Origin of the sequence: Tatumella sp. UCD-D_suzukii (genome assembly GCF_000611875.2) — a bacterium.
In the GTDB taxonomy this organism is placed as follows: domain Bacteria; phylum Pseudomonadota; class Gammaproteobacteria; order Enterobacterales; family Enterobacteriaceae; genus Tatumella; species Tatumella ptyseos.
In genome coordinates this window covers 146,746-172,811 of record NZ_JFJX01000053.1, presented here as the reverse complement: position 1 = coordinate 172,811, position 26,066 = coordinate 146,746, and the positions used below count along the sequence as shown (strand labels likewise).

General features: G+C 54.0%; 26 protein-coding genes and 1 riboswitch. Of the genes, 15 read left to right on the top strand and 11 right to left on the bottom strand.

All coding sequences use genetic code 11. The annotated features are described in order from the left end of the window. The first annotated feature begins 62 nt into the window (after positions 1-62). Positions 63-788, top strand: coding sequence for a nicotinamide riboside transporter PnuC (gene pnuC / locus CG67_RS10680; protein ID WP_025902940.1), 726 nt, complete (start codon positions 63-65; stop codon positions 786-788). Here pnuC and zitB read toward each other — a convergent pair. Beyond that, complete coding sequence (zitB, locus tag CG67_RS10675) at positions 782-1,744, bottom strand: CDF family zinc transporter ZitB (RefSeq protein WP_025902939.1); 963 nt, start codon at positions 1,742-1,744, stop codon at positions 782-784. The two genes, pnuC and zitB, sit on opposite strands and share 7 nt — an antisense overlap. Positions 1,745-2,018: 274 nt before the next feature. Here zitB and aroG point away from each other — a divergent pair, with 274 nt between their 5' ends. Next, positions 2,019-3,071 carry a 3-deoxy-7-phosphoheptulonate synthase AroG gene (gene aroG / locus CG67_RS10670; protein ID WP_025902938.1) on the top strand — a complete coding sequence of 351 codons (1,053 nt, stop codon included), beginning with the start codon at positions 2,019-2,021 and terminating at the stop codon, positions 3,069-3,071. Positions 3,072-3,137: 66 nt separating this feature from the next. Here aroG and gpmA read toward each other — a convergent pair whose 3' ends face one another. The 6 genes from gpmA to CG67_RS10640 all read right to left on the bottom strand — a co-directional run bounded on the left by gpmA (position 3,138) and on the right by CG67_RS10640 (position 9,812). After that, a complete protein-coding gene (gene gpmA, locus CG67_RS10665) occupies positions 3,138-3,890 on the bottom strand; it encodes a 2,3-diphosphoglycerate-dependent phosphoglycerate mutase (RefSeq protein WP_025902937.1) in 753 nt (250 codons plus the stop codon). Positions 3,891-4,040: 150 nt separating this feature from the next. Continuing rightward, positions 4,041-5,069, bottom strand: a complete 1,029-nt coding sequence (gene galM, locus CG67_RS10660; protein ID WP_025902936.1) for a galactose-1-epimerase — start codon at positions 5,067-5,069, stop codon at positions 4,041-4,043. After that, positions 5,063-6,211, bottom strand: a complete 1,149-nt coding sequence (galK, locus tag CG67_RS10655; protein WP_025902935.1) for a galactokinase — start codon at positions 6,209-6,211, stop codon at positions 5,063-5,065. Before galK ends, galM begins: the two co-directional genes overlap by 7 nt. A 1-nt stretch (position 6,212) precedes the next feature. Next, positions 6,213-7,256 carry a galactose-1-phosphate uridylyltransferase gene (gene galT / locus CG67_RS10650; protein WP_025902934.1) on the bottom strand — a complete coding sequence of 348 codons (1,044 nt, stop codon included), beginning with the start codon at positions 7,254-7,256 and terminating at the stop codon, positions 6,213-6,215. Between the two features lie 210 nt (positions 7,257-7,466). Then, positions 7,467-8,942: a molybdate ABC transporter ATP-binding protein ModF gene (gene modF / locus CG67_RS10645; RefSeq protein WP_025902933.1), complete on the bottom strand. Its 1,476-nt coding sequence runs from the start codon at positions 8,940-8,942 to the stop codon at positions 7,467-7,469. Between the two features lie 96 nt (positions 8,943-9,038). Then, positions 9,039-9,812, bottom strand: a complete 774-nt coding sequence (locus CG67_RS10640; RefSeq protein WP_025902932.1) for a TOBE domain-containing protein — start codon at positions 9,810-9,812, stop codon at positions 9,039-9,041. Positions 9,813-9,959: 147 nt separating this feature from the next. Here CG67_RS10640 and CG67_RS10635 point away from each other — a divergent pair, with 147 nt between their 5' ends. Continuing rightward, entirely contained in the window at positions 9,960-10,118 is a 159-nt protein-coding gene (locus tag CG67_RS10635) for an AcrZ family multidrug efflux pump-associated protein (protein ID WP_025902931.1), read from the top strand. Positions 10,119-10,173: 55 nt separating this feature from the next. Here the strand turns inward: CG67_RS10635 and CG67_RS10630 are convergent, their stop codons facing one another. After that, on the bottom strand, positions 10,174-10,992 hold the full coding sequence (locus CG67_RS10630; RefSeq protein WP_025902930.1) for a pyridoxal phosphatase: 819 nt from the start codon (positions 10,990-10,992) through the stop codon (positions 10,174-10,176). Between the two features lie 156 nt (positions 10,993-11,148). On the opposite strand from CG67_RS10630, the gene pgl reads away from it, so the two are divergent. Next, entirely contained in the window at positions 11,149-12,147 is a 999-nt protein-coding gene (gene pgl / locus CG67_RS10625) for a 6-phosphogluconolactonase (RefSeq protein WP_025902929.1), read from the top strand. A 201-nt stretch (positions 12,148-12,348) separates the two neighbouring features. Here the strand turns inward: pgl and bioA are convergent, their stop codons facing one another. Next, positions 12,349-13,641 carry an adenosylmethionine--8-amino-7-oxononanoate transaminase gene (gene bioA, locus CG67_RS10620; RefSeq protein ID WP_025902928.1) on the bottom strand — a complete coding sequence of 431 codons (1,293 nt, stop codon included), beginning with the start codon at positions 13,639-13,641 and terminating at the stop codon, positions 12,349-12,351. An 81-nt stretch (positions 13,642-13,722) separates the two neighbouring features. Between bioA and bioB the strand changes: the two genes are divergently transcribed. Genes bioB through bioD form a run of 4 tightly spaced genes read left to right on the top strand, consistent with a single transcriptional unit; the run spans position 13,723 to position 17,357 of the window. Further along, the gene (gene bioB / locus CG67_RS10615; protein WP_025902927.1) at positions 13,723-14,757 is read left to right on the top strand and encodes a biotin synthase BioB; all 1,035 of its coding nucleotides are present in this window, start codon (positions 13,723-13,725) and stop codon (positions 14,755-14,757) included. Then, positions 14,754-15,905, top strand: coding sequence for an 8-amino-7-oxononanoate synthase (bioF, locus tag CG67_RS10610; protein ID WP_025902926.1), 1,152 nt, complete (start codon positions 14,754-14,756; stop codon positions 15,903-15,905). Before bioB ends, bioF begins: the two co-directional genes overlap by 4 nt. Then, positions 15,889-16,665, top strand: a complete 777-nt coding sequence (gene bioC / locus CG67_RS10605) for a malonyl-ACP O-methyltransferase BioC (RefSeq protein WP_235501128.1) — start codon at positions 15,889-15,891, stop codon at positions 16,663-16,665. The genes bioF and bioC overlap by 17 nt, the downstream gene beginning before the upstream one ends. Further along, positions 16,662-17,357, top strand: a complete 696-nt coding sequence (gene bioD / locus CG67_RS10600) for a dethiobiotin synthase (protein ID WP_025902924.1) — start codon at positions 16,662-16,664, stop codon at positions 17,355-17,357. The genes bioC and bioD overlap by 4 nt, the downstream gene beginning before the upstream one ends. Here bioD and CG67_RS10595 read toward each other — a convergent pair. After that, complete coding sequence (locus CG67_RS10595) at positions 17,338-18,048, bottom strand: ATP-binding cassette domain-containing protein (protein WP_025902923.1); 711 nt, start codon at positions 18,046-18,048, stop codon at positions 17,338-17,340. The two genes, bioD and CG67_RS10595, sit on opposite strands and share 20 nt — an antisense overlap. A gap of 839 nt (positions 18,049-18,887) precedes the next feature. Between CG67_RS10595 and uvrB the strand changes: the two genes are divergently transcribed. Further along, on the top strand, positions 18,888-20,915 hold the full coding sequence (gene uvrB / locus CG67_RS10590) for an excinuclease ABC subunit UvrB (RefSeq protein WP_025902922.1): 2,028 nt from the start codon (positions 18,888-18,890) through the stop codon (positions 20,913-20,915). A gap of 22 nt (positions 20,916-20,937) precedes the next feature. On the opposite strand, the gene yvcK is transcribed toward uvrB, so the two are convergent. After that, complete coding sequence (yvcK, locus tag CG67_RS10585) at positions 20,938-21,840, bottom strand: uridine diphosphate-N-acetylglucosamine-binding protein YvcK (protein WP_025902921.1); 903 nt, start codon at positions 21,838-21,840, stop codon at positions 20,938-20,940. A 204-nt stretch (positions 21,841-22,044) separates the two neighbouring features. Next, positions 22,045-22,183, top strand: a riboswitch (molybdenum cofactor riboswitch). On the opposite strand from yvcK, the gene moaA reads away from it, so the two are divergent. The 6 genes from moaA to CG67_RS10555 all read left to right on the top strand — a co-directional run bounded on the left by moaA (position 22,173) and on the right by CG67_RS10555 (position 26,031). Beyond that, on the top strand, positions 22,173-23,159 hold the full coding sequence (moaA, locus tag CG67_RS10580; RefSeq protein ID WP_025902920.1) for a GTP 3',8-cyclase MoaA: 987 nt from the start codon (positions 22,173-22,175) through the stop codon (positions 23,157-23,159). Its footprint overlaps the riboswitch before it by 11 nt. A 14-nt stretch (positions 23,160-23,173) precedes the next feature. After that, complete coding sequence (gene moaB / locus CG67_RS10575; RefSeq protein WP_025902919.1) at positions 23,174-23,689, top strand: molybdenum cofactor biosynthesis protein B; 516 nt, start codon at positions 23,174-23,176, stop codon at positions 23,687-23,689. A 2-nt stretch (positions 23,690-23,691) separates the two neighbouring features. After that, entirely contained in the window at positions 23,692-24,177 is a 486-nt protein-coding gene (gene moaC, locus CG67_RS10570) for a cyclic pyranopterin monophosphate synthase MoaC (RefSeq protein WP_025902918.1), read from the top strand. Next, positions 24,170-24,415: a molybdopterin synthase sulfur carrier subunit gene (gene moaD / locus CG67_RS10565; RefSeq protein ID WP_025902917.1), complete on the top strand. Its 246-nt coding sequence runs from the start codon at positions 24,170-24,172 to the stop codon at positions 24,413-24,415. Before moaC ends, moaD begins: the two co-directional genes overlap by 8 nt. A 3-nt stretch (positions 24,416-24,418) precedes the next feature. Continuing rightward, positions 24,419-24,886, top strand: a complete 468-nt coding sequence (moaE, locus tag CG67_RS10560; protein WP_025902916.1) for a molybdopterin synthase catalytic subunit MoaE — start codon at positions 24,419-24,421, stop codon at positions 24,884-24,886. Positions 24,887-24,888: 2 nt separating this feature from the next. Continuing rightward, on the top strand, positions 24,889-26,031 hold the full coding sequence (locus CG67_RS10555; RefSeq protein ID WP_025902915.1) for a DUF1615 domain-containing protein: 1,143 nt from the start codon (positions 24,889-24,891) through the stop codon (positions 26,029-26,031). The last annotated feature ends 35 nt before the right edge of the window (positions 26,032-26,066 follow it).

Here is a 26,066-nt window from a genome sequence, read left to right as displayed (position 1 = left end):
ATCCGGCCTTGTGGTTTTCTATATTAAACAATCGGCGTCCGGCTGTACGAAAGGGAGTGAGGATGGATTTTTTCAGTATTAACCATTTGCTGGTTCATATTCCTATCGGGCGGGGAGGTTATAACCTCTCCTGGATTGAAGCGACAGGAACCCTCTGCGGTTTACTTTGTATCTGGCTGGCCAGTAAAGAAAAGGTTATTAATTATCTTTTCGGCCTGATCAATGTCACGTTATTTGCACTGATTTTCTTCCAGATCCAGCTCTACTCCAGCCTGTTATTGCAGATCTTCTTTTTCCTCGCCAATATTTATGGCTGGTATGCCTGGACCCGTCATGCGTCCGGCAGCGATCCCTCCTTATCTATCCGCTGGATGTCACGCCGACAGACGTTAGTCTGGCTGGTGGTGGTGGTCATTGCTATCGGGTTACTGACCTGCTTTATTGATCCGGTTTTCGGGGCGCTGTCTGCCACCATGGTTAAGCTGCTTCAACTGGCCGGTTTCAGTGTGTCGGTTCCCCCCTTACAGCCGGATGCCTATCCGTTCTGGGATGCCTGTATGACCGTGTTGTCGGTTGTGGCAATGGTGTTAATGACCCGCAAATATGTGGAAAACTGGCTGCTGTGGGTAGTGATCAATCTGATCAGTATCGGTATTTTCGCCCTGCAAGGGGTGTATGCGATGTCGCTGGAATATGTCGTACTGACGTTTATTGCACTGAATGGTTGCCGGTTATGGATAGCCAGTGCACGGGAGCATCATTCCCGCGCACTCAGCCGTCATCAATGATGTAAAGACCCTTCATATTCCCGGGGATGGTGATGCTCATCCTCCCCGGGTGCCTCTTCCGTACCCAACTGACATTCCGGTTGCGGACATTCCTGATATTCAAGCTGTACCGTCGCATGGGCTATTGCATAATTCGCTTTCAGCCAGTCATGAATGCGCCTCAGTAATTCATCCTGTTGATAATTGGGGATGACCCGGGCATGTAACGTCAGAACCTTTTTTTCGCCCACCTGCCAGAGGTGAACGTGATGAACATTACGTATTTCCGCAATATTCAGGGTCAGCTGACGGCGAAGTTTATCGATATCGATATCTGCCGGTGCATGCTCCAGCAGCTCACGTAAACTGTCACGTAGCAGTTGTCTTGCGCTATTCAGTACCAGCAGAGAGACCAGAATCGAAAGAATCGGGTCAAAGGGGGTCCATCCGGTCCATAAAATGAGTAAGGCGGCCACCACCGCGCCGGCAGAGCCAAGCAGGTCACCCAGCACATGAAGTGCCGCCGCCCGGACATTTAGATTCTCTTCTCCGTGCCCCTGTTTCAGAAGATAAAAACAGAGAATATTTGCCAGTAACCCGGCCACGGCAATCCCCAGCATCAGCCCGCCGGCGACCGGCTGCGGTGAATGGAAACGCAACAGGGCCTCCCACACAATCAAAACAGTGATCACCAGTAACGCGAGGGCATTAATAAAGGCTGCGATGGTGTTCAGTCTCAGTAACCCGAAAGTCTGATGTTTTGCCGGTGCGCGCTGAGAAAAATGTGTTGCCAGCAATGCCAGTAATAATGCCCCGGCATCAGTCAGCATATGTCCGGCATCGGCCAGTAATGCCAGAGAACCGGAGATCCAGCCGCCAATGACTTCCACCAGCATAAAGAGAGCGGTCACGATAAAAGCTGCCAGTAACCGTGAGCGGTTAACACTGGCAGGTGCGTGGTTATGTGAATGAGCCATGGGGAAAATTCATCCTGATCATTGTTATTGTTACTCTGCTCAGCCCTGAAAACCGGGCAGACAGCCTGTAAAAACAGGTTATCAGTATGGCATAGGTTGTGCCGACTGAGTGACCGTGACAGAGCTATTTCAGGCGGTTCCTTCAGACCTGCGAGCGGTTTAACAGACAATTTTCAGTAATGTGAGCAAAATAGCAAGGTTAAAGCTAATTTACTCTGGTCTCGCAGCAGGCTAGAGTGATAGGGATTTTTTACACTCATTTTTTGGAACTGTTATGAACTACCAGAATGACGATTTAAGGATCCGGGAGATTAAAGAACTCCTCCCGCCAATAGCATTGCTGGAAAAGTATCCGGCCTCTGACGCTGCGGCAACCACAGTTTTTGAATGCCGTCAGGCCATTCAGAATATTTTACAGGGAAAGGATGACCGTCTGCTCGTGGTGATAGGCCCGTGCTCTATCCATGACCCGCAGGCAGCGCTGGAATACGCCGGTAAATTGCTGCAGCTTCGTCATCAGCTGTCGGGTGAACTGGAAATTGTCATGCGTGTCTATTTTGAAAAACCCCGGACCACCGTAGGCTGGAAAGGACTGATCAATGACCCGCAGATGGATGGCAGTTTCCGGATTAATGACGGTCTGAGAGTTGCACGTAAACTGTTATCAGACATTAATGATACGGGCTTACCGGCCGCCGGGGAGTTTCTGGATATGATCACCCCGCAATATCTGGCTGACCTGATGAGCTGGGGGGCCATCGGTGCCCGTACTACCGAATCACAGGTGCATCGTGAACTGGCCTCCGGGCTGTCCTGCCCGGTCGGGTTTAAAAACGGCACCGACGGTACGATTAAAGTGGCCATTGATGCTATCAATGCCGCGGCGGCGGGGCACTGCTTCCTGTCAGTCACTAAATACGGCCATTCAGCGATTGTCGAAACCTCCGGGAATAAAGACTGCCATATTATCCTGCGTGGCGGTAAAGCCCCCAATTACCATGCGTCTGATGTGGCAGAGGTGAGGGAGGGATTACTCCGTGCCGGTCTGGACCCGAAGATTATGATCGATTTCAGCCACGCAAACAGCTCTAAGCAATATCAGAAACAGCTGGAAGTGGCGACGGACGTTGCCGGGCAAATCGCAGGCGGCGATCAGAGCATTATGGGTGTGATGATCGAAAGTCATCTGGTGGAAGGGAATCAGAATCCCGATGCCGGAACGCTGGTTTATGGTCAGAGCGTCACTGATGCCTGTATCGGATGGGATGCGACCGCACAGGTGTTGCAGCAACTTGCGCAAGCGGTTCGTGATCGTCGTACAGCATGATTTTTGGTTAAAAAAAACGGCCGGAGTTTCCGGCCGTTTTATCAGAACCTGAAGGCTCCTGAATGCTTACTTCGCTTTACCCTGATTAGCCACCGCCGCTGCTTTCGCTGCGATTTCATCCGCATCGCCCAGGTAGTAACGTTTCAGTGGTTTAAAGTTTTCATCAAACTCATAGACCAGAGGGACACCTGTCGGGATATTCAGCTCAAGAATTTCATCTTCAGACATTTTGTCCAGATATTTGATTAACGCACGCAGAGAGTTACCGTGTGCCGCGATAATCACCTTCTCGCCGGTTTTCAGGCGAGGCAGAATAGCGTCTTCCCAGAACGGGATCACACGTTCAATGGTCAGTGCCAGGCTTTCTGTGGTCGGGAGTTGCGCTTCAGTCAGGGAAGCATAACGCGGGTCGTGGCCCGGGAAACGTTCATCGCTGCGCTCCAGTTCCGGCGGGGTGACAGCAAAACCACGACGCCATTGTTTTACCTGCTCATCACCGTATTTTTCAGCGGTTTCCGCTTTGTTCAGCCCCTGTAAGGCACCATAATGACGCTCATTCAGGCGCCATGATTTTTCCACCGGCAGCCAGACCTGGTCGAGTTCGTCGAGAACACTCCACAGAGTGTGGATCGCACGCTTAAGTACAGAGGTATAGGCGAAGTCGAAACTGAAACCTTCTTTTTTCAGTAATTTACCTGCGGCTTTCGCTTCTTCGCGGCCTTTATCAGACAGGTCCACATCGTACCAGCCGGTAAAGCGGTTTTCCTGATTCCACTGACTTTCGCCGTGGCGTACCAGAACAAGCTTAGTTACTGCCATCGCTTAACTCCTTAATGCTTTTAAATTTCTATGATTATGGAAACGGTGTCTGGGCCGGAAACAGGCCGGACAATATAGCTTTACCATAGCGGAAAACAGCGGCCGGTGTAAGTCCGGAACGGGTTGTCCGCAGTATATTTCGTCAACGTGCTATGCCGGGATCAGCTGATAGCGGGTGACTGACTGCAGTTTATCGCCAGGCTGTAACCAGCAATCCGGTTGCGGCCATTCCGGATGATTAGGCGAGTCCGGCAGGAATCCGCTCTCCAGAGCGATCCCCTGATAATTCTGCCAGGTTCCCTGGCGTGCCGGGGTACCGTCTAAAAAATTACCGGAGTAGAACTGTAATGCCGGGGCCGAGGTAGTGACCGCCAGACTGAGTTTATTATCCCCGGACCACAATCGCGCAGCCTCCACTGAGTCATCTGCCGGATGATTCAGCAGAAAAGCGTGGTCATACCCCCCGACGGCCTGTTGGTCGGTATCCTTCATAAAATCATCAGCAATGGTCTTCGGCTGACGAAAGTCGAATCCGGTGTCTGCAACAGATGTTAAACCGTGTTCAGGGATCCCCTCACGGTTCACCGGTAAATAGTGATCTGCCTCTATTTTTAACCGATGTTGGCGGGCATCACCTTGACATGCATCAAGGTTAAAATAAGCATGATTCGTTAATGCGACCGGGCAGGGCTGATCCGTTTCAGCCTGATAGGTAATGATCAGCGAATTATCATCCGTCAGTTGATAGTGAACTTCCGTTGTCAGATTGCCAGGGAACCCCTGGTCACCGTCCGGTGAGTGCAGACGGTAGCGCACGTCCGTCGGGGACTGACTGACTATCAGCCAGCGACGATGGCTGAATCCTTCCGGCCCGCCATGTAACTGATGAGGAGGCTGGTTCGGGATCAGAGAATGCTGAGTTCGGGTCAGAAAGGACTGTGCAATCCGGTTCGCATAACGACCGACACAGGCCCCCAGATAGGCTGACTGATGAAGATAATCCTCAGGGGTCGCGCATCCCAGGAGGGCTTCACGGACACTGCCATCGTTCAGAGGCACTCTGGCTGAGAGCCAGGTGGCCCCCAAATCCATAAAGGTGACATCCATACCGTTGGCATTACGTAAGACCGTCACCCGTAACGGCATACCGTCGGGTCCGGGCGGGGTGTGTGCTAACATTCACCGGCTCCTTCTGACGCATGGCAAACATAAAAGGTTTCTTTAATACCGGTTCTGGCTTCGTACTGTCCGGCAACGACGTTGCGGACCTCTTCCACTTTATGCCTGGGGATCAGCGCGACGACACAGCCACCAAACCCGCCTCCGGTCATCCGTACGCCGCCTTCGTCACCGATCACCGATTTAACGATATCGACCAGCGTATCTATCTGCGGCACGGTGATTTCAAAATCATCCCGCATTGAGGCATGGGAATCGGCCATCAGCCGGCCCATGGTGACTAAATCGCCCCGGATGAGGGCTTCGGCAGCATCCAGCGTACGTTGATTCTCGGTCAGAATATGCCGGACCCGCCGTGCCACTACCGGATCAATGTCTGCACTGACGGTGCTGAACCGGGCGAGCGTCACATCCCGTAAAGCTGGCTGGTTAAACAGTCGGGCACCGGTATCGCATTGCTCTCTGCGGGTGTTATATTCACTGCCCACCAGAGTGCGTTTGAAATTAGAGTTAATAATGACCACGGCTGCATTTTCCGGCATCGGTACGGCCCGTGTATCGAGAGTGCGGCAATCCAGCAGCAGAGCATGGTGCTTTTTACCCAGCGCGGAAATCATCTGATCCATAATGCCGCAGTGACATCCGACAAACTGATTTTCGGCTTCCTGACTGATCAGTGCGATTTCTGACGGCGTGAGTGACAGCCCCCATAACTGTTGTATCGCGGTACCTGTGGCCACTTCCAGTGAGGCTGATGAGCTGAGCCCGGCTCCCTGCGGCACATTGCCGCTGACGACCATGTCCATCCCGCCGAATCCCGCCTGTCGCTGCCGCAAATGGCGGAATACCCCCCGGATATAGTTGGCCCAGAGAGGTTCCTGCACCGGCACGATGGGATCGTCAAGGGAGAATTCGTCCATCGCATTGTCATAATCGGCAGCGATGACCCGCACCCGATGATCCTGACGCCGGGCACAACTGATCACCGTCTGGTAATCGATAGCGCAGGGAAGCACAAAACCGTCGTTATAGTCTGTATGTTCACCAATCAGATTTACGCGACCGGGTGCCTGAAAGGTGCGTTCAGGCGGATAACTAAATGCGTCTCTGAAAAGGTTTTCTGTGGTTTCCTTCAGCTGCATATTATTTTGCCTCCCTGTAATGGATATCGCTCACTGCCCGTAATTGTCCGGCAGCCTGTTCCGCGGTTAAGTCCCGTTGTGACTCTGCCAGCATTTCATAACCGACCATAAACTTCCGCACGCTGGCCGAGCGCAATAACGGCGGATAGAAATGGGCATGTAATTGCCAGTGATTGGCAGGATCACCGGTAAACGGCGCGCCGTGCCAGCCCATGGAATAGGGGAATGAGCACCGGAAGAGATTGTCATAGCGGCTGGTCAGTTTTTTCAGGGCAATGGCCAGGTCACTGCTTTGCGCCGCAGATAATTCGTTCAGACGTGAGACTGCGGTTTTCGGCAGCAGTAAGGTTTCAAAAGGCCATGCGGCCCACCAGGGAACCACGGCCAGCCAGTGTTCTGTTTCCACAACTGTCCGCTGCCCGTCAGCCAGTTCACGGCTGACATAGTCCAGTAGCATCGGGGAGCCATGCTTCTCAAAATAGTCGCGCTGCAAACGATCTTCCTGCAAGGCTTCGTTGGGCAGAAAACTGTTGGCCCAGACCTGACCGTGCGGATGAGGGTTTGAGCACCCCATCGCGGCACCTTTATTTTCGAACACCTGAACCCAGGGCCATGACTGACCCAGTTCGCGGGTTTGTTCCTGCCAGGTCCGTATCACTTCGCCGAGGGCTTCAGTGGATAATTCCGGCAGCGTTTTACTGTGATCCGGCGAAAAGCAGATCACCCGGCTGGTACCACGGGCACTTTCACAGCGCAGCAGAGGGTCATCGTTTTCCGGGGCTTGCGGAGTATCGGGCATCAGGGCGGCAAAATCATTGGTAAATACCCAGGTACCGGTATAGTCAGGATTTTTTTCCCCGCCGATACGCGGATTACCTGCACACAAAAAACAGTCCGGATCATGGGCAGGGAGTTTCGCTTCTGCGGGTGTTTCCCGGGCCCCCTGCCAGGGACGTTTAGCCCGATGAGGGGAAACCAGCACCCATTTATCGGCCAGCGGGTTATAGCGGCGGTGCGGATGATCGACCGGATTAAATTCAGACATAATATATTCCTGAGAATCGCCTGGCTGCGGGGTCAGAAAAGCCTGACTCTGACAGTGAGTATAGGATGGATTTTTGAGTAGTGTGGAGTAATGGAAACGTTTACACAAGAGAGCTTAGGTTGTTTTCAGAGATTTTAACCGTTACCGGGGCGAGAAAGACGGCAGGGATAACTCAAATGACGGGAAGATCAGCTTCCCGTCGGGAAAGGATCAGGACGTCAGGGCGTCCTGCTGATACGTGTAGCGCTGCCCGTCCGCCACGAAGCTCAGACGATGGGTAATACAGTCCGGGGCATCTTCTGCATGGTGGGAGACAAACAGTAATTGTGTGCGCCCCTCACCGATCAGAATATTGATAAACCGGCGAACCAGTTGCCGGTTAATAGCATCCAGTCCCTGTAAGGGTTCATCAAGGATCAACAGGCGCGGATGTTTTACCAGCGCCCTGACTATCAGAACTAAACGTTGCTGACCCCAGGACAAACTGTGGAAAGGGGCATCCGCCAGCGCATTATTCATACCCAGCAATGCTAACCACCCGCTCGCCAGATGCTTCTGGCGATCTGATACCGCTTCATATAGCCCGATAGAGTCAAAGAAACCGGACAGAATGACGGTTCTTACCGAAGCACTGACCCGATATTCCAGGTGCAGGCTGCTGCTGACATACCCGATATGTTGTTTGATATCCCAGATGGTCTCACCGCTGCCACGACGGATGCCAAACAATATCAGGTCATTGCTGTAGCCCTGCGGATGGTCGCCGGTGATCAGGCTGAGCAGTGTTGACTTTCCTGCACCGTTCGGCCCGATAATCTGCCAGTGTTCACCCGGACTAACCTGCCAGTCCAGGCCATCAATGACGGGTTTATCTTCCCAGGAAACCCGGCCATTACGCAGGATCACCGGCGGTATCGCGTCCTGATCACTTTGCAGGGTGGCCAGGTTATCCGGCTCCGGCAAGGCAACGGAGTGCAGATTTTCACTGTGTGCCAGCTGAGCGACCAGCGCTTCTGCCAGTACCTGCTGACGGGGGCCGGTATAGCTTAGGGTGCATTCCGCCAGAACGCCCACATGGTCAATAAACTCCGGGATATCTTCGAAACGATTCAGTACCAGAACTAATGTTGTTCCCTGCTCATACAGGCTGTTCAGTAACCGGGTCAGATTTTGCCGGGAAAGTACATCCAGACCATCGAAGGGTTCATCCAGCACCAGCAGATCCGGGGCGACCATCAGTGCCTGACAGAGAAGCGTTTTACGGGTTTCCCCGGTGGACAGAAATTTAAACGGGCGATCCAGCAACGGTCGGATCCCCAGCAGATCGCTTAGTTCCAGGCAGCGTGTCTCATCCTGCACACTGTCCATAATAATATCGCGGGTCAGCCTGCCCTGATCATTTTCCCCCTCACTGAACAGATCGGTATTACTGCGTTGCCACTCATCGGCCACCAACCGGGAAAGCTGTTCCAGTGACAGCCGGGTCACCCGCGGAAAGTCCTCAGCCAGTTCACCCCGTTCCGGCGGCAACTCCCCGGCAATGGCTTTTGCCAGTGACGATTTCCCGCTACCGTTGGTGCCGACAAAGGCCCAGCTCTCACCGGCGCGGATATTCAGTTGCTCAATCTCAAGCGTCCGGTGTTTACCTAAACGGAATGAGCCTTGCGAAATATGAAATGATGCCATGTTATATACCAATTTACGCACTGTTTTACACAGTTGTATCCGGCAGGCTGGCGGATGTCAAACATTCACTTTGTGCGATTATCTTCTCCGGGAAGATTAATTCAGGCTGGCCAGTAAGGCATTGGCGGCGTCGAAACTGGCCCAGGCGGGCTGACCTTCGGTGAAATTTGTCTCTCCGGGGGGCAGGGTAGCGCAGAGAGTCTCGCCGTTTGCCAGTTGCATCAGAACTTCGGTGCCGGTGTGGCCGGGTGTGATCGCGGAAATCGTCACCGGAAACTGATTTTCCTCCCCGGCCGGGCGGTGATGTACTTTCAGCCAGGGCGCCTTAATCAGCACCAGCACCTCTTTATCCGGCATTATCTGTAACCGTTCGCCACTCCCGTGAGTGATAGTTACCTGCACACGGGTATGTTTATCACTCAGTAATACCGTGATGGTTTCCAGCACACCGTCTGAGTGGCGATCGGCGACGGTACCGGACAACTGATTACGGGCACTGGTTTGTAATGAGAAGCGTGAGATAGCACCCGGCAGGCTGTTCAGAGGCTGGTTGTCTTCCTGCAGCACATCAAATGCTTTCTGCTGGATCTGTTCCAGTAACTGATATAACCGGAGCATCCGTCGGCCATAGACCGTGAGGTGGGCACCGCCACCGCCTTTTCCCCCGGCAACCCGTTCGACAATGGTTTGTTCAGCCAGGGTATTCATTGCATCAATCGCATCCCAGGCGGTTTTGTAACTGATTTCCGCCAGCCGGGCTCCCCGTGAAATAGAACCGGTCTCTTCAATCGCCAGCAGCAGCCTGATCCGCCGGGGGTCAGCAAACAGCTTGTTGCTGAGATGGATCACCAGAGAGATATTTGCCTGCATGATAATTCCTTTGTGGATTTCACCTGACTCGTGTCATCGGCAGGACAGGTGAGCTACGCAGTAATGAAATGTAAAAGCACAAAAAGCAATGGGCATTCCCCGGGGCAGTCGATAAACTACCTCTTTTATAAACAGACTGAGGTTCATATGCTGGAACTGCTTCAAAGCCTGTTGATGGCCATTATTATGGTACCGGTCGTGACGGCCGTTATGCTTGGGTTAATTTACGTGCTGGGTGAGTTGTTTAACCTGATTTCAGGTTCCCGCCGTAATAATGACCAGGCGTCTCATTCGACGACCCACTGATTGACGTGATGCGACCTGTCCGCAGGGGCAGGCCGTATCGGTGAACCGTGCTATCTTATAAAACCTTCTGATATATTGCTTCGGCAATCGACGGATGATTATTATCACCAATGACCCATCCGGCCCGGGCTTTAATCGCATCATCCGCATTCCCCATAGCCACACCGAGACCGGCACTTTCCAGCATACTCAGGTCATTGTAGTTATCCCCGAAAGCAATAACATCCTGCATTGACAGTCCACGGCTTGTCAGCCATTCCTGCAGGCGTTTTCCCTTACTGTTTCCCCGTTGGGCAATATCGACCTGGTCCACCCAGGACCATTCACAGGTCACTCCGGCTTCGTCGGTGATGTGCTGTACAAAGGCATGCAGTTGCTGAGTATCCTGATGAGAGAGGGCAAATTTCCATAACCGTTTAGCCTGACGGGCCGCCTCACTCAGGGAGGGGACCTGACGAAAGACCGGGCGCTGAGCTTCCGGCAGTTTTTCGCCCCACGCCTGAGTACGTATCACGTGCGGGGTTGGCTGCTGGTAGAGCATGGCATCATCCGCATAAAGTAACCCCGTGATGCGATACGTTTCCAGACTACGGATGATCTTCTCTGCCTGCCCGACGGTCATCGGATCATTGGCTAAGACCTGCTGCTGCGGATAATCATACAGATAGGTCCCGTTGCAACAGATCGCCGGGGTGGTTAACTGCAGTGCCTGATAAAACGGGTGAATTGCACTGTGATGGCGGCCGGTAGCAAGAATAATGTCAACGCCGGACTGCTGTGCTTTGTGAAGCGCTTCCAGGGTTTCCGGCAGGATAGTTTTTGCGGAATTCAGTAACGTTCCGTCCAGATCGAGGGCAATAACGCGATAGTTCATAAAATCTGTACCTGCTCCTGATGAGTTTCACAGAGTTTAACCCGGCAGCGGAAGTGCTACCAAAAAAGTGGGTATCAATAAATCATTTTTTGCGGTGGCATATTGCGATAGAGTGGGGTGAACCCGAAAGAGACATATTCCAGGTAAGGAGAATACATGCAACAAGTTATTTATACCGCCAGCCCCGAAAGTCAGCAAATTCATGTCTGGCAACTCTCTGAGGCAGGAGCGCTGACTTTATTGCAGGTGATTGATGTCAACGGGCAGGTACAGCCAATGGTCGTTCATCCGACTAAACCGGTGCTTTATGTGGGCGTACGTCCCGAATTCCGCGTTATCGCTTATACTATCGGCGCTGATGGTTGTCTGACCGAAGCCGGACAGGCAGCACTTCCGGGCAGCCCGACATATCTTTCCACGGATCACGCGGGGAATGCTCTGTTCACCGCGTTTTATCATGACGGATTGATAAGCGTTACTCCGCTGGATGCTCAGGGATCACCGCAGGACGTCAGTCAGGTGATCAGTGGGCTGGACGGCTGCCATTCCACCAATATCAGCAACGATGACTCACTGCTGTTTGCTCCGGCCCTGAAGCAGGACAGAGTCTGTGCATTCCGCTGGAGCCATGAACATCAGCTGACCGAACCTGCCAGCGCAGAGATAGCAACAGTCGCAGGTGCGGGCCCCCGCCATATGGCGTTTCATCCGGCCGGCCAGTATGCCTATCTGGTGAATGAACTCGACAGCACGGTCAGCGTCTTAAAACTGACTCCGCAGGGCGCAGAAACCGTGCAGACTCTGGATATGATGCCTGACGATTTCAATGACACGCGCTGGGCTGCGGATATCCATCTCACCCCGGATGGCCGTTTCCTTTATGCCTGTGACCGTACCAGCAGTACGATCACCGTTTTCTCTGTCAGCGCCGACGGTGCAGCACTGACCATTGAAGGATACCAGCCGACCGAAACACAACCCCGAGGCTTTAATATCGACGGCGAGGGCCGGTTTGTGATTGCTGCCGGACAGAAATCGCATCACATCGAAGTCTATGCTATTTCTCAGCAGAATGGTCTGCTCACGCCTCTCAACCGCTATGCGGTAGGCCAGGGCCCGATGTGGGTGACACTGTATTCACCGGATGTGGCTTAGTTTTCTGGCCCCGGCCGGAAACAGAACACCGGGAGCCGCTGCCTCAGGCGGCTCCCGGTGAGTCACTAAACTGTTGCCGTTCTCCGTGGACAGTGTCCTGCGGGGGGCGAATACAGGTTATGCGTTGCGTAGCGTTGACGGATAACGCGGGTGCAGAATGGGCGATGATCCCGGCCCGTGTGGCCAAAGGTGCAATGCCGGTCAGTGACCGAACAGCTCAGGTTTTTCTATGGCCTTACGGATAGCGCCGGTCAGTTGTGCCAGCTCCTGCGGCTGAATAATATAAGGGGGCATCAGGTAAATCAGCCGGCCGAACGGGCGGATCCAGACCCCTTCATTGACAAAAAACTGCTGAATATCGGCCATTTTTACGGGCTGATGACATTCCACCACCCCGATAGCACCCAATACCCGGACATCAGCCACCTGAGGATGGCCCTTTAGCGGCATCAGTTCTGTGCAGAGCTGGCGTTCAATAGCGGCCACCTGCGCCGGCCAGTGACCTTCTTCCAGCAGTTCAATACTGGCACAGGCGACAGCGCATGCCAGCGGATTTCCCATAAAGGTCGGCCCATGCATAAAGCAACCGGCAGGACTGAGACTGATTTTTTCCGCGATCGCTTCACGGGTCAGTACCGCAGAGAGTGTCATCGTCCCCCCGGTCAGTCCTTTCCCCAGGCAAAGAATATCCGGGGAAATCCCCGCGTGCTCACAGGCAAATAACCGGCCGGTACGTCCGAATCCGGTGGCAATTTCATCGGCGATCAGTAATACCCCGTAATGATCGCATAATTCACGAAGCCGGCGCAGATAATCGGGATGATAAAAACGCATGCCCCCGGCCCCCTGGACAATAGGCTCCAGGATCACCGCGGCCAGGCTGGCATGGTGCGCCTCAAGTAACTGTTGTGTCTCATGCATATCCCCGCTTTGCCAGGGGCCTGTGAAACGGCTTTGCGGGGCCGGGGCAAACAGATGTTCGGGCAGATAGCCCTTCCATAAGGCATGCATCGAATTGTCCGGGTCACACACCGACATGGCGGCAAACGTATCCCCATGGTAGCCCTGACGAATGGTCATAAACTTCTTTCGTGGCTGGCGGTCACCGCTGTAGTACTGGACGGCCATTTTCATCGCGACTTCCACCGCCACAGATCCTGAATCGGCCAGAAAGACCTTATCCAGCCCGTCGGGAGTGATACGAACGAGCTTTCTGCTCAGTTCAATGGCTGCCGGGTGGGTAATGCCGCCAAACATGACATGAGACATGCGGCTTATCTGCTCTGTCATGGCCCTGTTCAGTCGCGGGTGGTTATAGCCATGGATTGCTGCCCACCAGGACGACATCCCCTCGGTCAGGGTGCGGCCATCGGCCAGCGTCAATGTCGAGCCTTGTGCAGAAATCACCGGATAACAGGGCAGGGGATCGATCATCGAAGTATAGGGATGCCAGATGTGTTGACGATCAAAATGAAGATCTTCGGCTGTTAACATAAACTTGTAAACCAAAACTAAAAGATTTAGTTTACAAGTATACGCATAATCATCGTGGTTGTTAACTATCCGGAGCATGTCATGTCACAACGCTGGACCTTATCCCGCGCCAACGCATTGTTTGAAAAACCCTTTCTGGAGCTAATGTTTGAGGCTCAGCAGATCCACCGGCAACATTTTGATCCCGGCAGCGTACAGGTCAGTACCTTACTGTCGATCAAAACCGGTGCCTGTCCGGAAGACTGTAAATACTGCCCGCAGAGTGCCCGTTATAAGACCGGTCTGGGATCCGAAAGGCTGATGGAGGTGCAGGAAGTCCTGGCGTCAGCACGTAAAGCGCGGGAGGCCGGATCCGGCCGTTTTTGTATGGGGGCGGCCTGGAAAAATCCGCACGATCGGGATATGCCCTACCTGGAACAGATGGTTGCCGGGGTGAAAGCGATGGGTATGGAAACCTGCATGACGCTGGGTACCCTGACCCCGGCACAGGCGGAGCGGTTAGCCGGGGCCGGGCTGGATTTTTATAATCATAACCTGGATACCTCTCCTGAGTTTTACGGCAGTATCGTCACGACCCGCAGTTATCAGGAACGTCTGGATACCCTGGAAACCGTCAGAGATGCCGGCATTAAAGTCTGTTCCGGGGGGATCGTCGGGCTGGGGGAAACCGTTAACGATCGTGCCGGGCTGCTGGTTCAGCTGGCGAACCTGCCGGTGCCGCCGGAAAGTGTCCCCATCAATATGCTGGTGAAAGTGAAAGGCACCCCGCTGGCCGACAACGAAGATGTCTGTCCGTTTGATTTTATCCGCACCATTGCAGTCGCGCGCATCATGATGCCATCCTCTTATGTCCGGCTTTCTGCAGGGCGGGAACAGATGAATGAACAGACTCAGGCCATGTGTTTTATGGCCGGCGCAAACTCCATCTTTTACGGCTGTAAATTACTGACAACCCCGAATCCTGAAGAAGATCATGACATGAAACTGTTCCGTAAACTGGGGCTCAGGCCGGAGCAGAGTGATACCGACCAGGGGGACAGGGCACGGGAAGAGTCGCTAAAGCAGGCATTGCTCACCGCCGATACCCCGATGTTTTATAACGCGGCGGCGCAATGAGCTGGCAGCAACGCCTGACTCAGGAGCTTCAGCAGCAACGGAATGCCGGACTCTGGCGGACGCGGCTCCCTGTTACTCCGCTGGCCGGGGGCCGGGTTCGGGCCGGGGAGACGGAATTTCACCATTTCTCATCGAATGATTATCTCGGACTGAGTCATCACCCGGAGATTATTTCTGCCTGGCAGCAGGGGCTTAGCCGGTGGGGAGCCGGTGCCGGCGCGTCAGGGCATGTGACCGGGCATACCCCGGTTCATCAGCAGCTGGAAGAGACGCTGGCCGGATGGCTGGGGTTTCCGCAGGCGCTCTTGTTTCAGTCCGGATTTGCCGCGAATCAGGCTCTGGTGTTTTCACTGGCACAAGCAACGGATCGGCTGCTGGCTGACAAACTGATGCATGCCTCGTTTCTGGAGGCCGCGCATCTGAGTCCGGCGAACCTGCGCCGTTTCCGTCACAACTCTCTGAGCAGCCTGACGCAATTACTCCGTTCTTCCTGTGACGGAGAAAGCCTGATCGTCACCGAAGGGGTGTTCAGTATGGACGGTGACCAGGCGCCTCTGGCCGCACTTCGCCAGCTGGCCGACCGTTCGGGGAGCTGGCTGGTGGTGGACGATGCTCATGGGTTTGGCGTTTGTGGTCCTCAGGGCCGCGGGAGTTGCTCACAGCAACAGATCCGCCCGGATATCCTGGTGGTGACTTTCGGTAAGGCTGCGGGCATTAGCGGGGCCGCAATTCTCTGCGGGCCGGAGCTGGCAGACTACCTGCGACAAAAAGCGAGGCATCTGATTTATAGTACCGCGATGCCCCCGGCACAGGCGGTCGCTATCGACACCGCACTGAGGCTGGTGGCCGGAGGAGACGAGCTGCGTGAGAAGCTGCAACAGAATATTGCCTGCTTTCGTCAGCTGGCAGCGGATCTCCCCTGGGCTTTGGCTCCTTCAGAAAGTGCTATCCAGCCATTGATCATCGGCGATAATCAGGCGGCTCAGCAGCTGGCGATGACCCTGCGCCGGGGCGGGGTCTGGGTCAATGCTATACGGCCTCCGACCGTTCCGGCAGGCAGTGCCCGATTACGGATAACGCTTTCAGCCGCTCATCAGCCGGAACAAATCAGACAATTAGCGGAGCAACTGTATGCTGCGGCCCGCTGAGATGAGTGAAAAACTGAACATAGATAAAGCTGCCATCGGGCGGGCCTTTGGCCGGGCGGCGGCCACTTATGATAGTTATGCCATGCTGCAACGTCTTTGCGGGGATCGTCTGCTGGAAATGGCACCGCCCCCGCAACACGGGAGGGTGCTGGATGCCGGATGCGGCAGCGGCTGGTACAGCCGCTATTTTCGCCGTCAGGGGCATTACGTCACTGCCCTGGATATTTCATCGCAGATGCTGACCGTTGCCCGACACCGGCAGGCGGCTGACAGCTTCGTGCAGGCCGACCTGGATGCGTTACCTTTCGGACCCGGCAGTTTCGACATGGTCTGGAGCAATTTAGCGTTGCAGTGGAGCGGCAATTTGCAACAGTGTCTTGGACGGTTATTGTCCGCTTTAGTCCCCGGCGGAGGTTTGCGGTTTTCCACGCTGCTGGCGGGATCGCTACCCGAGGTTGATCTCGCCTGGCAGGCGCTGGATGGAAGTACGCACATCAATCGTTTCCTGACAAAAGCGGCCGTTGAGCAGGCGACTGCCGGATATGGTATCTCGCTGTTCAGCGAAACGATCACATTGCATTTTCCGGATGCGAAATCCGCGCTCTGGTCACTGAAAGGGGTGGGTGCCAGCCATCTTCATCAGCGGAGCACCGGCAAACCGTTAACGCGGCATCGCCTTGCGCTGCTGGATGCCGCCTGGCCGAAAGACGGACAGGGCTACCGGTTAAGTTATCAGTTATTGTATGGAGTCAAAGGATGAAAAATTGCTGGTTTATCACAGGCACCGACACGGATGCCGGCAAGACGGTGGCAACCTGCGGGTTATTACAGGCAGCCGCGCAACGGGGATGGCGGGCCGCGGGTTACAAACCGGTAGCTTCCGGGGCGGAGATGACCGCGGAGGGATTACGTAACCGGGACGGGCTGTTGCTGCAACGCTACAGTCTGTCGGGGCTGCACTACGCTGAGATTAACCCGTTAACTTTCGCAGAGGCAACCTCACCGCATATAGTCAGTCAGGCGGAGAACCGGCCGGTAACAGCACAGGCGATGTCTGCAGGATTACAGCATCTGAAAACCAAAGCGGACTGGATTGCTGTTGAAGGGGCAGGTGGCTGGTTTACCCCTCTGGGTGAAGGGTTTCTTTATCCTGAATGGGTTATCCGTGAGCAACTCCCGGTTATTCTGGTGGTGGGGATGAAGCTTGGCTGTATCAATCATGCACTACTGACGGCGGAGGCGATACAGGCATCCGGACAGGTGCTGGCGGGCTGGATAGCCAGCAATGTACAGCCGCCGCAATACCGGCATCAGCCATACCTGCACACACTGATGCACTCTCTTCCGGCGCCTTTGCTGGGGGAGATCCCGCACTTAACTGACGATACGGAGTTTTCATCCTGCGGTCGCTATCTTGATTTGCCGAAGAGTATCAGGTCAGCCACTTATTGATCATTCCCTCATCCAGTTGGGCCACCCGGCCGGTGGCCACATTCCGTCCGCGATGCAGTAATAAAAAGTAATCCGCAACACGACGGATAAAGGAGACTCTTTGCCCCAGCAGCAGGATGGTCATACCGTACTGATGATTCAGGCAACGCAGCAGGTTGCCCATATCTTCCTCCAGCCAGGGGGACATACCTTCAGTCGGTTCATCCAGGATCAGCAGCTTGGGCTGTAATACCAGCGCCCGGGCAAGGGCCAGTTGCTGCTGTTGATCCGGGGATAAGTCGCCACTACGCTGGTGGCGCAGGTCATACAAATGAGGAAAAAGGTCAAAAATCATCGGCGGGATCGCCAGTGGTCCGTTACTGCGGGCGGCTTTCAGCGCAATCATCAGGTTATCCTCCACACTCATCCGGGAGAAAATATTACGCGCCTGAGGGACATACCCGATGCCCATCCCGGCCCGTTGTTCTGAAGGTTGCAGATTCAGATCGCGGGGCGGGGCGTTTTTTTCCTGCCAGGTCATGGTGCCACTGTTGACCGGCAAATACCCCATAATACAGTTAACGAGGGTGGTTTTACCCATTCCGTGCTGACCGAGCACAGCAGTGCATGAGCCTGGCATCAGATCCAAATCCACATCCCAGAGTGTATGGTTTTGACCGTAAAATTGATTGATAGCACGTAAACTCAGCATCTGTTGAACTCCTCTCGTAGTAAACAAGGCCTGACGAATGAACACGGGACAGCAAGTCCGTGTCATCTCTCCCTCCGGCGACAGCTTTTACCTGATTAAGCAATATCCGGGCCAGCTTTTACGACCCCCCCGGATCGTGAGCCTGCCTGAAAGCGCAGGGGCCTGCAGTACGGTTTTTTCCCGCCTGTGGGCCAGGTTAAGAAATGGTTGCACTTTGTCGGTGCTTCAGTGCAGGTATCGTGGTGCAGCAAAAAGGCTAAAAAGTGATAAAATCTGAGTCAGGGGGCTTGACTGTAGTCAAAAATACCGCGCTGGCAGCGGTTATGAATGCAATGAAACCCGTCGTAAAACGGTAAAAAAAACTTAAAAAAATATTTTTTAACCGGTATTTTCCACCTCCTGCACTTTATGCACAGCAGGTCCTCTCTGGGCTAAAATCAGTTATCCACCATTCCTGTGGATAACTATGTGCATTAGCGTCGTAAAACAGCGCTGACGCAAGGAAATATGCGGGCTGGCAACAGGCTGGCTGTAAACCGGGCTTTTCTTATTATTCTTATTTATTCAACTAGTTAATTAAAAGCAAGTCTTCGCGTATTGCCACCCGGAATTTTGCCATGGCTTTATGACAATCGCTTGACAAAAGGTAAAGGAACAAAGTTCCGGTGGATAACCCGACCGGAGAGATGTTTAGCGGGGGGAAGGGTCTGTTTCAGGGTCTGCGCTGTTAAGTTTTTTTTAACAGAACTGGCTATATATACAGTGTATCGATTGGCATATTTTCAGTCAGCGAGTAAAATAGTTACCCCGCACCGTCAAACGCAACAGGCAGGCATACGATGAGCAAAGTGTTTAAACTCCATTCTGAATTCAGTCCATCCGGTGACCAGCCGGACGCTATCCGGCAACTGGAGGAAGGTCTGGAAGACGGTCTGGCGCATCAGACATTGCTCGGGGTCACCGGATCAGGCAAAACCTTTACGGTCGCCAATGTGATTGCGGACCTTAACCGTCCGACTATGGTACTTGCCCCCAACAAAACGCTGGCGGCACAGTTGTATGGCGAAATGAAAGCCTTCTTTCCTGACAATGCGGTGGAATATTTCGTCTCGTATTATGACTATTATCAGCCGGAAGCTTATGTGCCGAGTTCTGATACCTTTATCGAAAAAGATGCCTCTGTAAATGAACATATAGAGCAGATGCGTCTGTCTGCCACCAAGGCCCTGCTGGAGCGCAAAGATGTTATTGTGGTGGCATCGGTCTCGGCGATTTATGGTCTGGGTGACCCGGATCTGTATCTTAAAATGATGCTGCATCTGACCCGCGGGATGATCATTGATCAACGCAGTATCCTGCGCCGGCTGGCCGAGCTTCAGTACACACGTAACGATCAGGCATTTCAGCGCGGAACGTTCCGCGTGCGTGGCGAGGTGATTGATATTTTCCCTGCAGAATCGGATGAAATTGCCCTGCGGGTAGAGTTATTTGATGATGAAGTCGAGCGGTTATCGATTTTCGACCCGCTGACAGGGCAGATTGCACAGACGATACCGCGTTACACCGTCTACCCGAAAACGCACTATGTGACACCGCGTGAACGTATTGTTCAGTCCATGGAAGAGATTAAAACCGAACTGGCTGACCGGCGCCGGGTGTTACTGGAAAATAATAAGCTGCTGGAAGAGCAGCGTATCGCGCAGCGTACCCAGTTTGATCTGGAGATGATGAACGAACTCGGGTATTGCTCCGGGATTGAAAACTACTCGCGTTATCTTTCCGGACGCGGACCTGGTGAGGCTCCACCGACCTTATTTGACTATCTGCCTGCCGATGGTCTGCTGGTGGTCGATGAGTCTCACGTGACTATTCCGCAGATAGGCGGTATGTATCGCGGAGACCGTGCCCGTAAGGAAAATCTGGTGGAATATGGTTTCCGGCTGCCGTCAGCGCTGGATAACCGGCCACTGAAATTTGAAGAATTTGAAGCGCTGGCACCACAAACTATCTATGTTTCTGCAACGCCCGGGGCCTATGAACTGGAAAAATCCGGCGGGGAAGTGATAGAACAGGTGGTACGTCCGACCGGATTGCTTGACCCGATTATTGAGGTGCGGCCGGTGGCGACTCAGGTGGATGATTTGCTCTCAGAAATCCGTCAGCGGGTGACCCTGAATGAACGTGTGCTGGTGACCACACTGACCAAACGGATGGCAGAAGATCTGACCGAATACCTGGAAGAACATGGTGAGCGGGTCCGTTATCTGCATTCGGATATTGATACCGTTGAGCGTATGGAAATTATTCGCGACTTACGTCTCGGGGAATTCGATGTGCTGGTGGGGATTAACCTGTTACGTGAGGGGCTGGATATGCCGGAGGTTTCGCTGGTGGCTATTCTGGATGCGGATAAAGAAGGTTTCCTGCGTTCGGAACGTTCATTGATCCAGACCATCGGACGTGCCGCACGTAATATCAATGGTAAGGCCATCCTGTATGGCGACCGCATCACACCCTCCATGGCACGGGCCATCGACGAAACCGAACGTCGTCGTGAAAAACAGGAAGCCTGGAATGCGGAGCACGGTATTGTCCCCACGCGGCTGAACAAGAAAGTGACCGATATTCTGGAACTGGGGCAGTCGGCCGGGAAAACGAAAGGGAAATCGCGGGACAAACAGAATGGCCGCGGTGTGGCCGGAAACGGCGGAGAATATGCAGCCTTAACGCCACAGGCCATGCAGAAAAAGATCAGCGAACTGGAAGCCCGTATGCAGCAGCACGCGATGGATCTTGAATTTGAGGAGGCAGCACGGGTCCGCGATGAATTACACGAACTCCGTGCATTGTTTATTGCCACATCTTAGGGTTACGGCGACCTCCCGGCCCTCAACTGAGGGCCTGAACGGCTTTTTCCAGCGCAATATGTAGCAACTGGCGATCATGGCGGTAGCGAATATCACCGGCTTCCAGCGGATGCCGGATAATTGTTCGCCCGTTCAGTCCCGCCGTATCGGTGGCGGGACTGACGACCACGGCATCGATCACCTGACGGCCAATGACCTGTTCCATTTTCATCAGTTTATCGGCCACACTCAATGTCCCGGCAGGACTGATTTCCCGACCGAGGTTGCCGATAAAAATCATCGGGGCGGGAGTCCGACGGAGTGCTGTCGCCATCTGCTCCAGCAGCAGAACCGGCATCAGACTGGTATAAAAACTGCCGGGCCCAATCAGGATCAGGTCAGCTTCGGCAATAGCGCCGATGGCTTCACGGGTTGACTGAACCTGCGGGCAAAGCTCAAGGGTTGCAGGCGTATCTGTCATGGCATCGATGGCAGTTTCACCGTAAACAGCCTGTCCTTTACTGTCAGTGGCCACCAGGTCGACCGGTTGCTCTGACATCGGGATCAGCAGAGCATCCACTTTCAGAACGTTACGGATAAGATTGATGGCTTCCAGCGGGCGCACACTCAGATTATCCAGCGCTTTCAGCATCAGATTACCGAGGTTATGACCTGCCAGTTCACCATTGCCGCTGAAGCGGTATTCAAACATAGCAGAGGCAATACCCGGTTCGGTGATTAACTGGTTCAGACAGTTACGCATATCTCCCCATGCGATACCGCCTTCTGAACGACGGATCCTGCCGGTCGAACCGCCGTTATCTGTCGTGGTGACTATCCCGGTCAGTCTGGAGCCCAGGAAAGAGAGTGAGGACATAACACGGCCTAATCCATGCCCTCCACCGATAGCCACAACACGATCCAAATCTGCCAGTGTGCGGTTCATAACACTCCTTAAATGAGCTGCCATCCTGAGCGGCAAAAGTTTTACAGGATAATGGGTAGAATAAATCAACATCTTCGGTTAAGCATAGTGTATTGAACAGAAGATAAATCTGTGTTTAACCTGTCTGACATCAAATGCCGGCTGACAAACGGCATGGTGCAGGCTGTGCTTTCGCGCTAGAATCGCTGACAGACGATTATCTGTACGGATAATTTACACTCAAAGCCCGTCTGACCTAAGTTTCTCCACGAATATGGCGGTCGGGCCGCAGTCACAAACTGCCAGGGTGCGGGAAGAAATGACCGCATCTCCCGACTTGGAAAGGTGTTCCTGTGTCTTCGTTAATTGATACCTTTGACCGGCGTTTTTACTATTTACGACTGTCCGTGACCGATGTCTGTAACTTCCGCTGCACCTATTGCCTGCCGGAGGGTTACCGGCCACAGTCTGTCCGTAATAAAGGTTTTTTATCCCTGGATGAAATCCGCCGGGTCAGCCGGGCATTCGTAGCCGCCGGAACGGAAAAGATCCGCCTGACAGGGGGAGAGCCCTCTTTGCGGCGGGATTTCACTGAAATCATCGCTGCGGTCAGGGAAAACCCTGAGCTGCGTAAGATTGCGATGACGACCAACGGTTATCGTATGCAGCGCGATATTCAGCAGTGGCGGGATGCCGGGCTGACCGCCGTGAATGTCAGCATTGACAGCCTCGATGCCCGCCAGTTCTATGCCATCACCGGGCAGGATAAACTGCACCAGGTGATGGGCGGCATCGATGCCGCCTTTGAGGCCGGTTTTGCACAGGTTAAAGTTAATACCGTGCTGATGAAAGATCTCAACAGCCATCAGCTTCACATGTTTCTTGACTGGATAAAATCACGACCGATCCAGTTGCGCTTTATTGAACTGATGGAAACCGGTGAGGGCAGTGCACTGTTCAGAAAACATCACGTTTCCGGAGAGGTTATCCGTCAGCAACTGCTGCATCTGGGCTGGCAATTACAGGCCAGGGCAAAAGATGATGGCCCGGCACAGGTCTTCTCCCATCCGGATTACCAGGGCAGCATCGGTCTTATCATGCCGTATGAAAAAGACTTTTGTCTGAGCTGCAACCGGCTGCGGGTGTCGGCCATCGGCAACCTGCACCTCTGTCTGTTCGGTGAGCACGGCATACCGCTGCGCGATTTACTGGCAGATGATCAGCATCAGGATGAATTACTGGCCAGGATCCGTCAAAGCCTGGGCCGGAAAAAACAGACCCATTTTCTGCACCAGGGGAATACCGGGATCACGCAGAACCTGTCGTTTATTGGTGGATAATCAGGAGAGACAGAATGAGTAAATCCCCGAAAGAGTTTGTGCCGTTATCCGTGGCGATCATGACCGTTTCTGACAGCCGTGATGCCTCGCAGGACAGCTCAGGTGACTATTTAGCAGAAGCTATCCGTGAGGCGGGGCATCAGGTAGCTGAGCAGCTTATCTGCCCTGATAATCGTTACTCTATCCGGGCCGGTGTCTCCCGCTGGATTGCCAGTGAGCAGGTGCAGGTCATTATTATCAACGGTGGCACCGGCTTCCATCCCAAAAACAGTACGCCCGAGGCCATTGAACCTCTGCTCGACCGCACTATTGAGGGGTTTGGTGAGCTGTTCCGGATGGTTTCGTACGAAGATATCGGCGCGGCGACGCTGCAGTCCCGGGCACTGGCGGGCCTTGCTAATCAGACACTGATATTTGCGCTGCCCGGCTCCACCAGTGCCTGTCGTCAGGCCTGGGAGCGGATTATCTGCTCACAAATCGATGCCACCACCCGTCCCTGTAATTTTGTTTCTCAGCTTAAGAAAATCTGATTATGTCCCAACTCACCCATATCAACCGTGCCGGCGATGCACACATGGTCGATGTCTCGGCCAAATCTGAGACAGTACGTGAAGCACGTGCAGAAGCTTACGTTTGTATGCATCCGCAGACCCTGCAGATGATCATTGACGGCAGCCACCACAAAGGCGATGTCTTTGCCACGGCGCGGATTGCCGGCATCCAGGCCGCTAAGCGCACCTGGGAGCTTATCCCTCTCTGTCATCCGCTGATGCTCAGCAAAGCAGAAGTGACACTGACTCCGTTACCTGACAGCGCTCAGGTACACATTGAAGCCGTTTGCCGGCTGACCGGTAAAACCGGCGTGGAAATGGAAGCGCTGACTGCGGCGTCCGTCGCGGCACTGACTATTTACGATATGTGCAAAGCCGTGCAGAAAGATATCGTGATTGACGGGGTGAGGCTGGTCAGTAAGACCGGCGGTAAATCCGGAGATTTCAGGGCGGGTGACCATGATTAATGTGTTATTTTTTGCCCGCGTTCGTGAGCTGGCCGGACGTTCAGAACTTAAGGTCGCGTCCGTTTACCCGGATGTTGATGCGTTACATCAGCATCTGGTGACTCTGGATGACCCTTTGGCCCTGGCACTGGAAAAAGAAAAATTGCTGGTGGCTGTTAACCAGACCCTGGTCTCTTTCAGTCATCCCCTGAATGACGGGGACGAAGTGGCTTTCTTTCCGCCTGTAACCGGAGGTTAAGGGATGACGAGTAAGACAATGATCAGGGTCGGGGAAGCACCGTTCTCCCTCGCCGATGTTTACCAGTGGCTGTCAGCCAGTGATGAAGACGGGGCTATCGTGACCTTCACCGGAAAAGTGCGCAATCATAATGCCGGTGACAGCATCGCGACCCTGACGCTTGAGCATTATCCGGCCATGACAGACAAAGTGCTGCACGATATTGCCACCCGGGCTCGGGAGCGTTGGCCCTTACAGCAGGTCGCCATTATCCATCGGGTAGGGTGCCTGGCACCGGGCGATGAGATTGTGCTGGTGGGCGTCAGTTCAGCGCATCGCAGCAGCGCGTTTGCCGCGGCCAGTTATATTATGGATATTCTGAAAACGCAGGCACCCTTCTGGAAACGGGAAGCCACTGCGCAGGGGGATCGCTGGGTGAGTTCGCGGGAAAGTGATGAACAGGCGGCTAAGCGCTGGGAAGATCCACGGTGAGTATGTTAGCCGTGATCCCGCCGATCAGCGCTCTGCGGCCGTTATTACCGGGTCGCGGCAGTCTGCGACATTATTCTGCGCTGCTGTGCATCGGGTTACTGACGCTGGCAGGTTGCAGCCAGCATCAGCCTTCTGTGCCGGCCGAAAAGCCAGCCGTGGTCAAAGCCCGGGTTCAGCATCTGCTTCCGCCGGCGGTCAGAGATAAAGCCGGCTGGTCGGAAGATATCTACCAGGCCTTCAGCCATCAGAAACTTCCCCCGTCAGCGCAAAACCTTTGTGCGGTCATTGCTGTTGCCGGGCAGGAGTCCGGGTTTAATGCAGATACCCCGGTCAATGGTCTGCCAGCGATTGCGATGAAAGAGATTTATCGCCGGGCTGCAGCGCTTTACATACCGCAATTTGTCGTAGATACGGCCCTGAAGATCCCTTCCCCGGATGGAAAAAGTTACGCTCAACGCCTGCATTCGGTGCGTAATGAGCAACAGCTGAGTGCGATTTTTGATGACCTTATCGGTACGGTGCCGATGGGACAACGGCTGTTTGGCAATCTGAATCCTGTTCATACCGCCGGGCCGATGCAGGTGAGTATTGCTTTTGCCGAACAACATGCTGCCGGTTACCCGTGGCCGGTGGATAAAACACTGCGCCGTGAAGTCTTCAGTCGTCGGGGCAGTGTCTGGTTCGGAACACTCCATCTGCTGGGCTACCCCGTTGATTATCCGTCGATGATTTATCGCTTTGCCGATTATAATGCCGGCTGGTATGCCAGCCGGAATGCCGCGTTCCAGGCGGCTGTGATGCAATTAACCGGGCGCAGACTGGCGCTGGACGGTGACCTGATCCGTTATGACGGTGACGGGGTTGGCAGTACAGAAAAAGCGGTGCTGAGCCTGCAGAGCCGCCTCGGGATCAGTGCTTCTTCACTTCGTCATCAGCTGACCCTGGGAGAAGACCCTGAGTTTTCCCAAAGCACGGTCTGGAAACAAGTCTTCCGGCTGGCAGACAAACAGAACGGACGTCCGCTGCCGCGGGCCAGGTTGCCAGGCATTGAACTGGAAAGTCCGAAAATTACCCGTCAGCTAACCACGGCTTGGTATGCTGAGCGGGTAAATACCCGCTACAGGCAATGTCTGGCACGGGGTTAACCCTTCACTGGCACAGTCACAGTGATTTGTGCCAC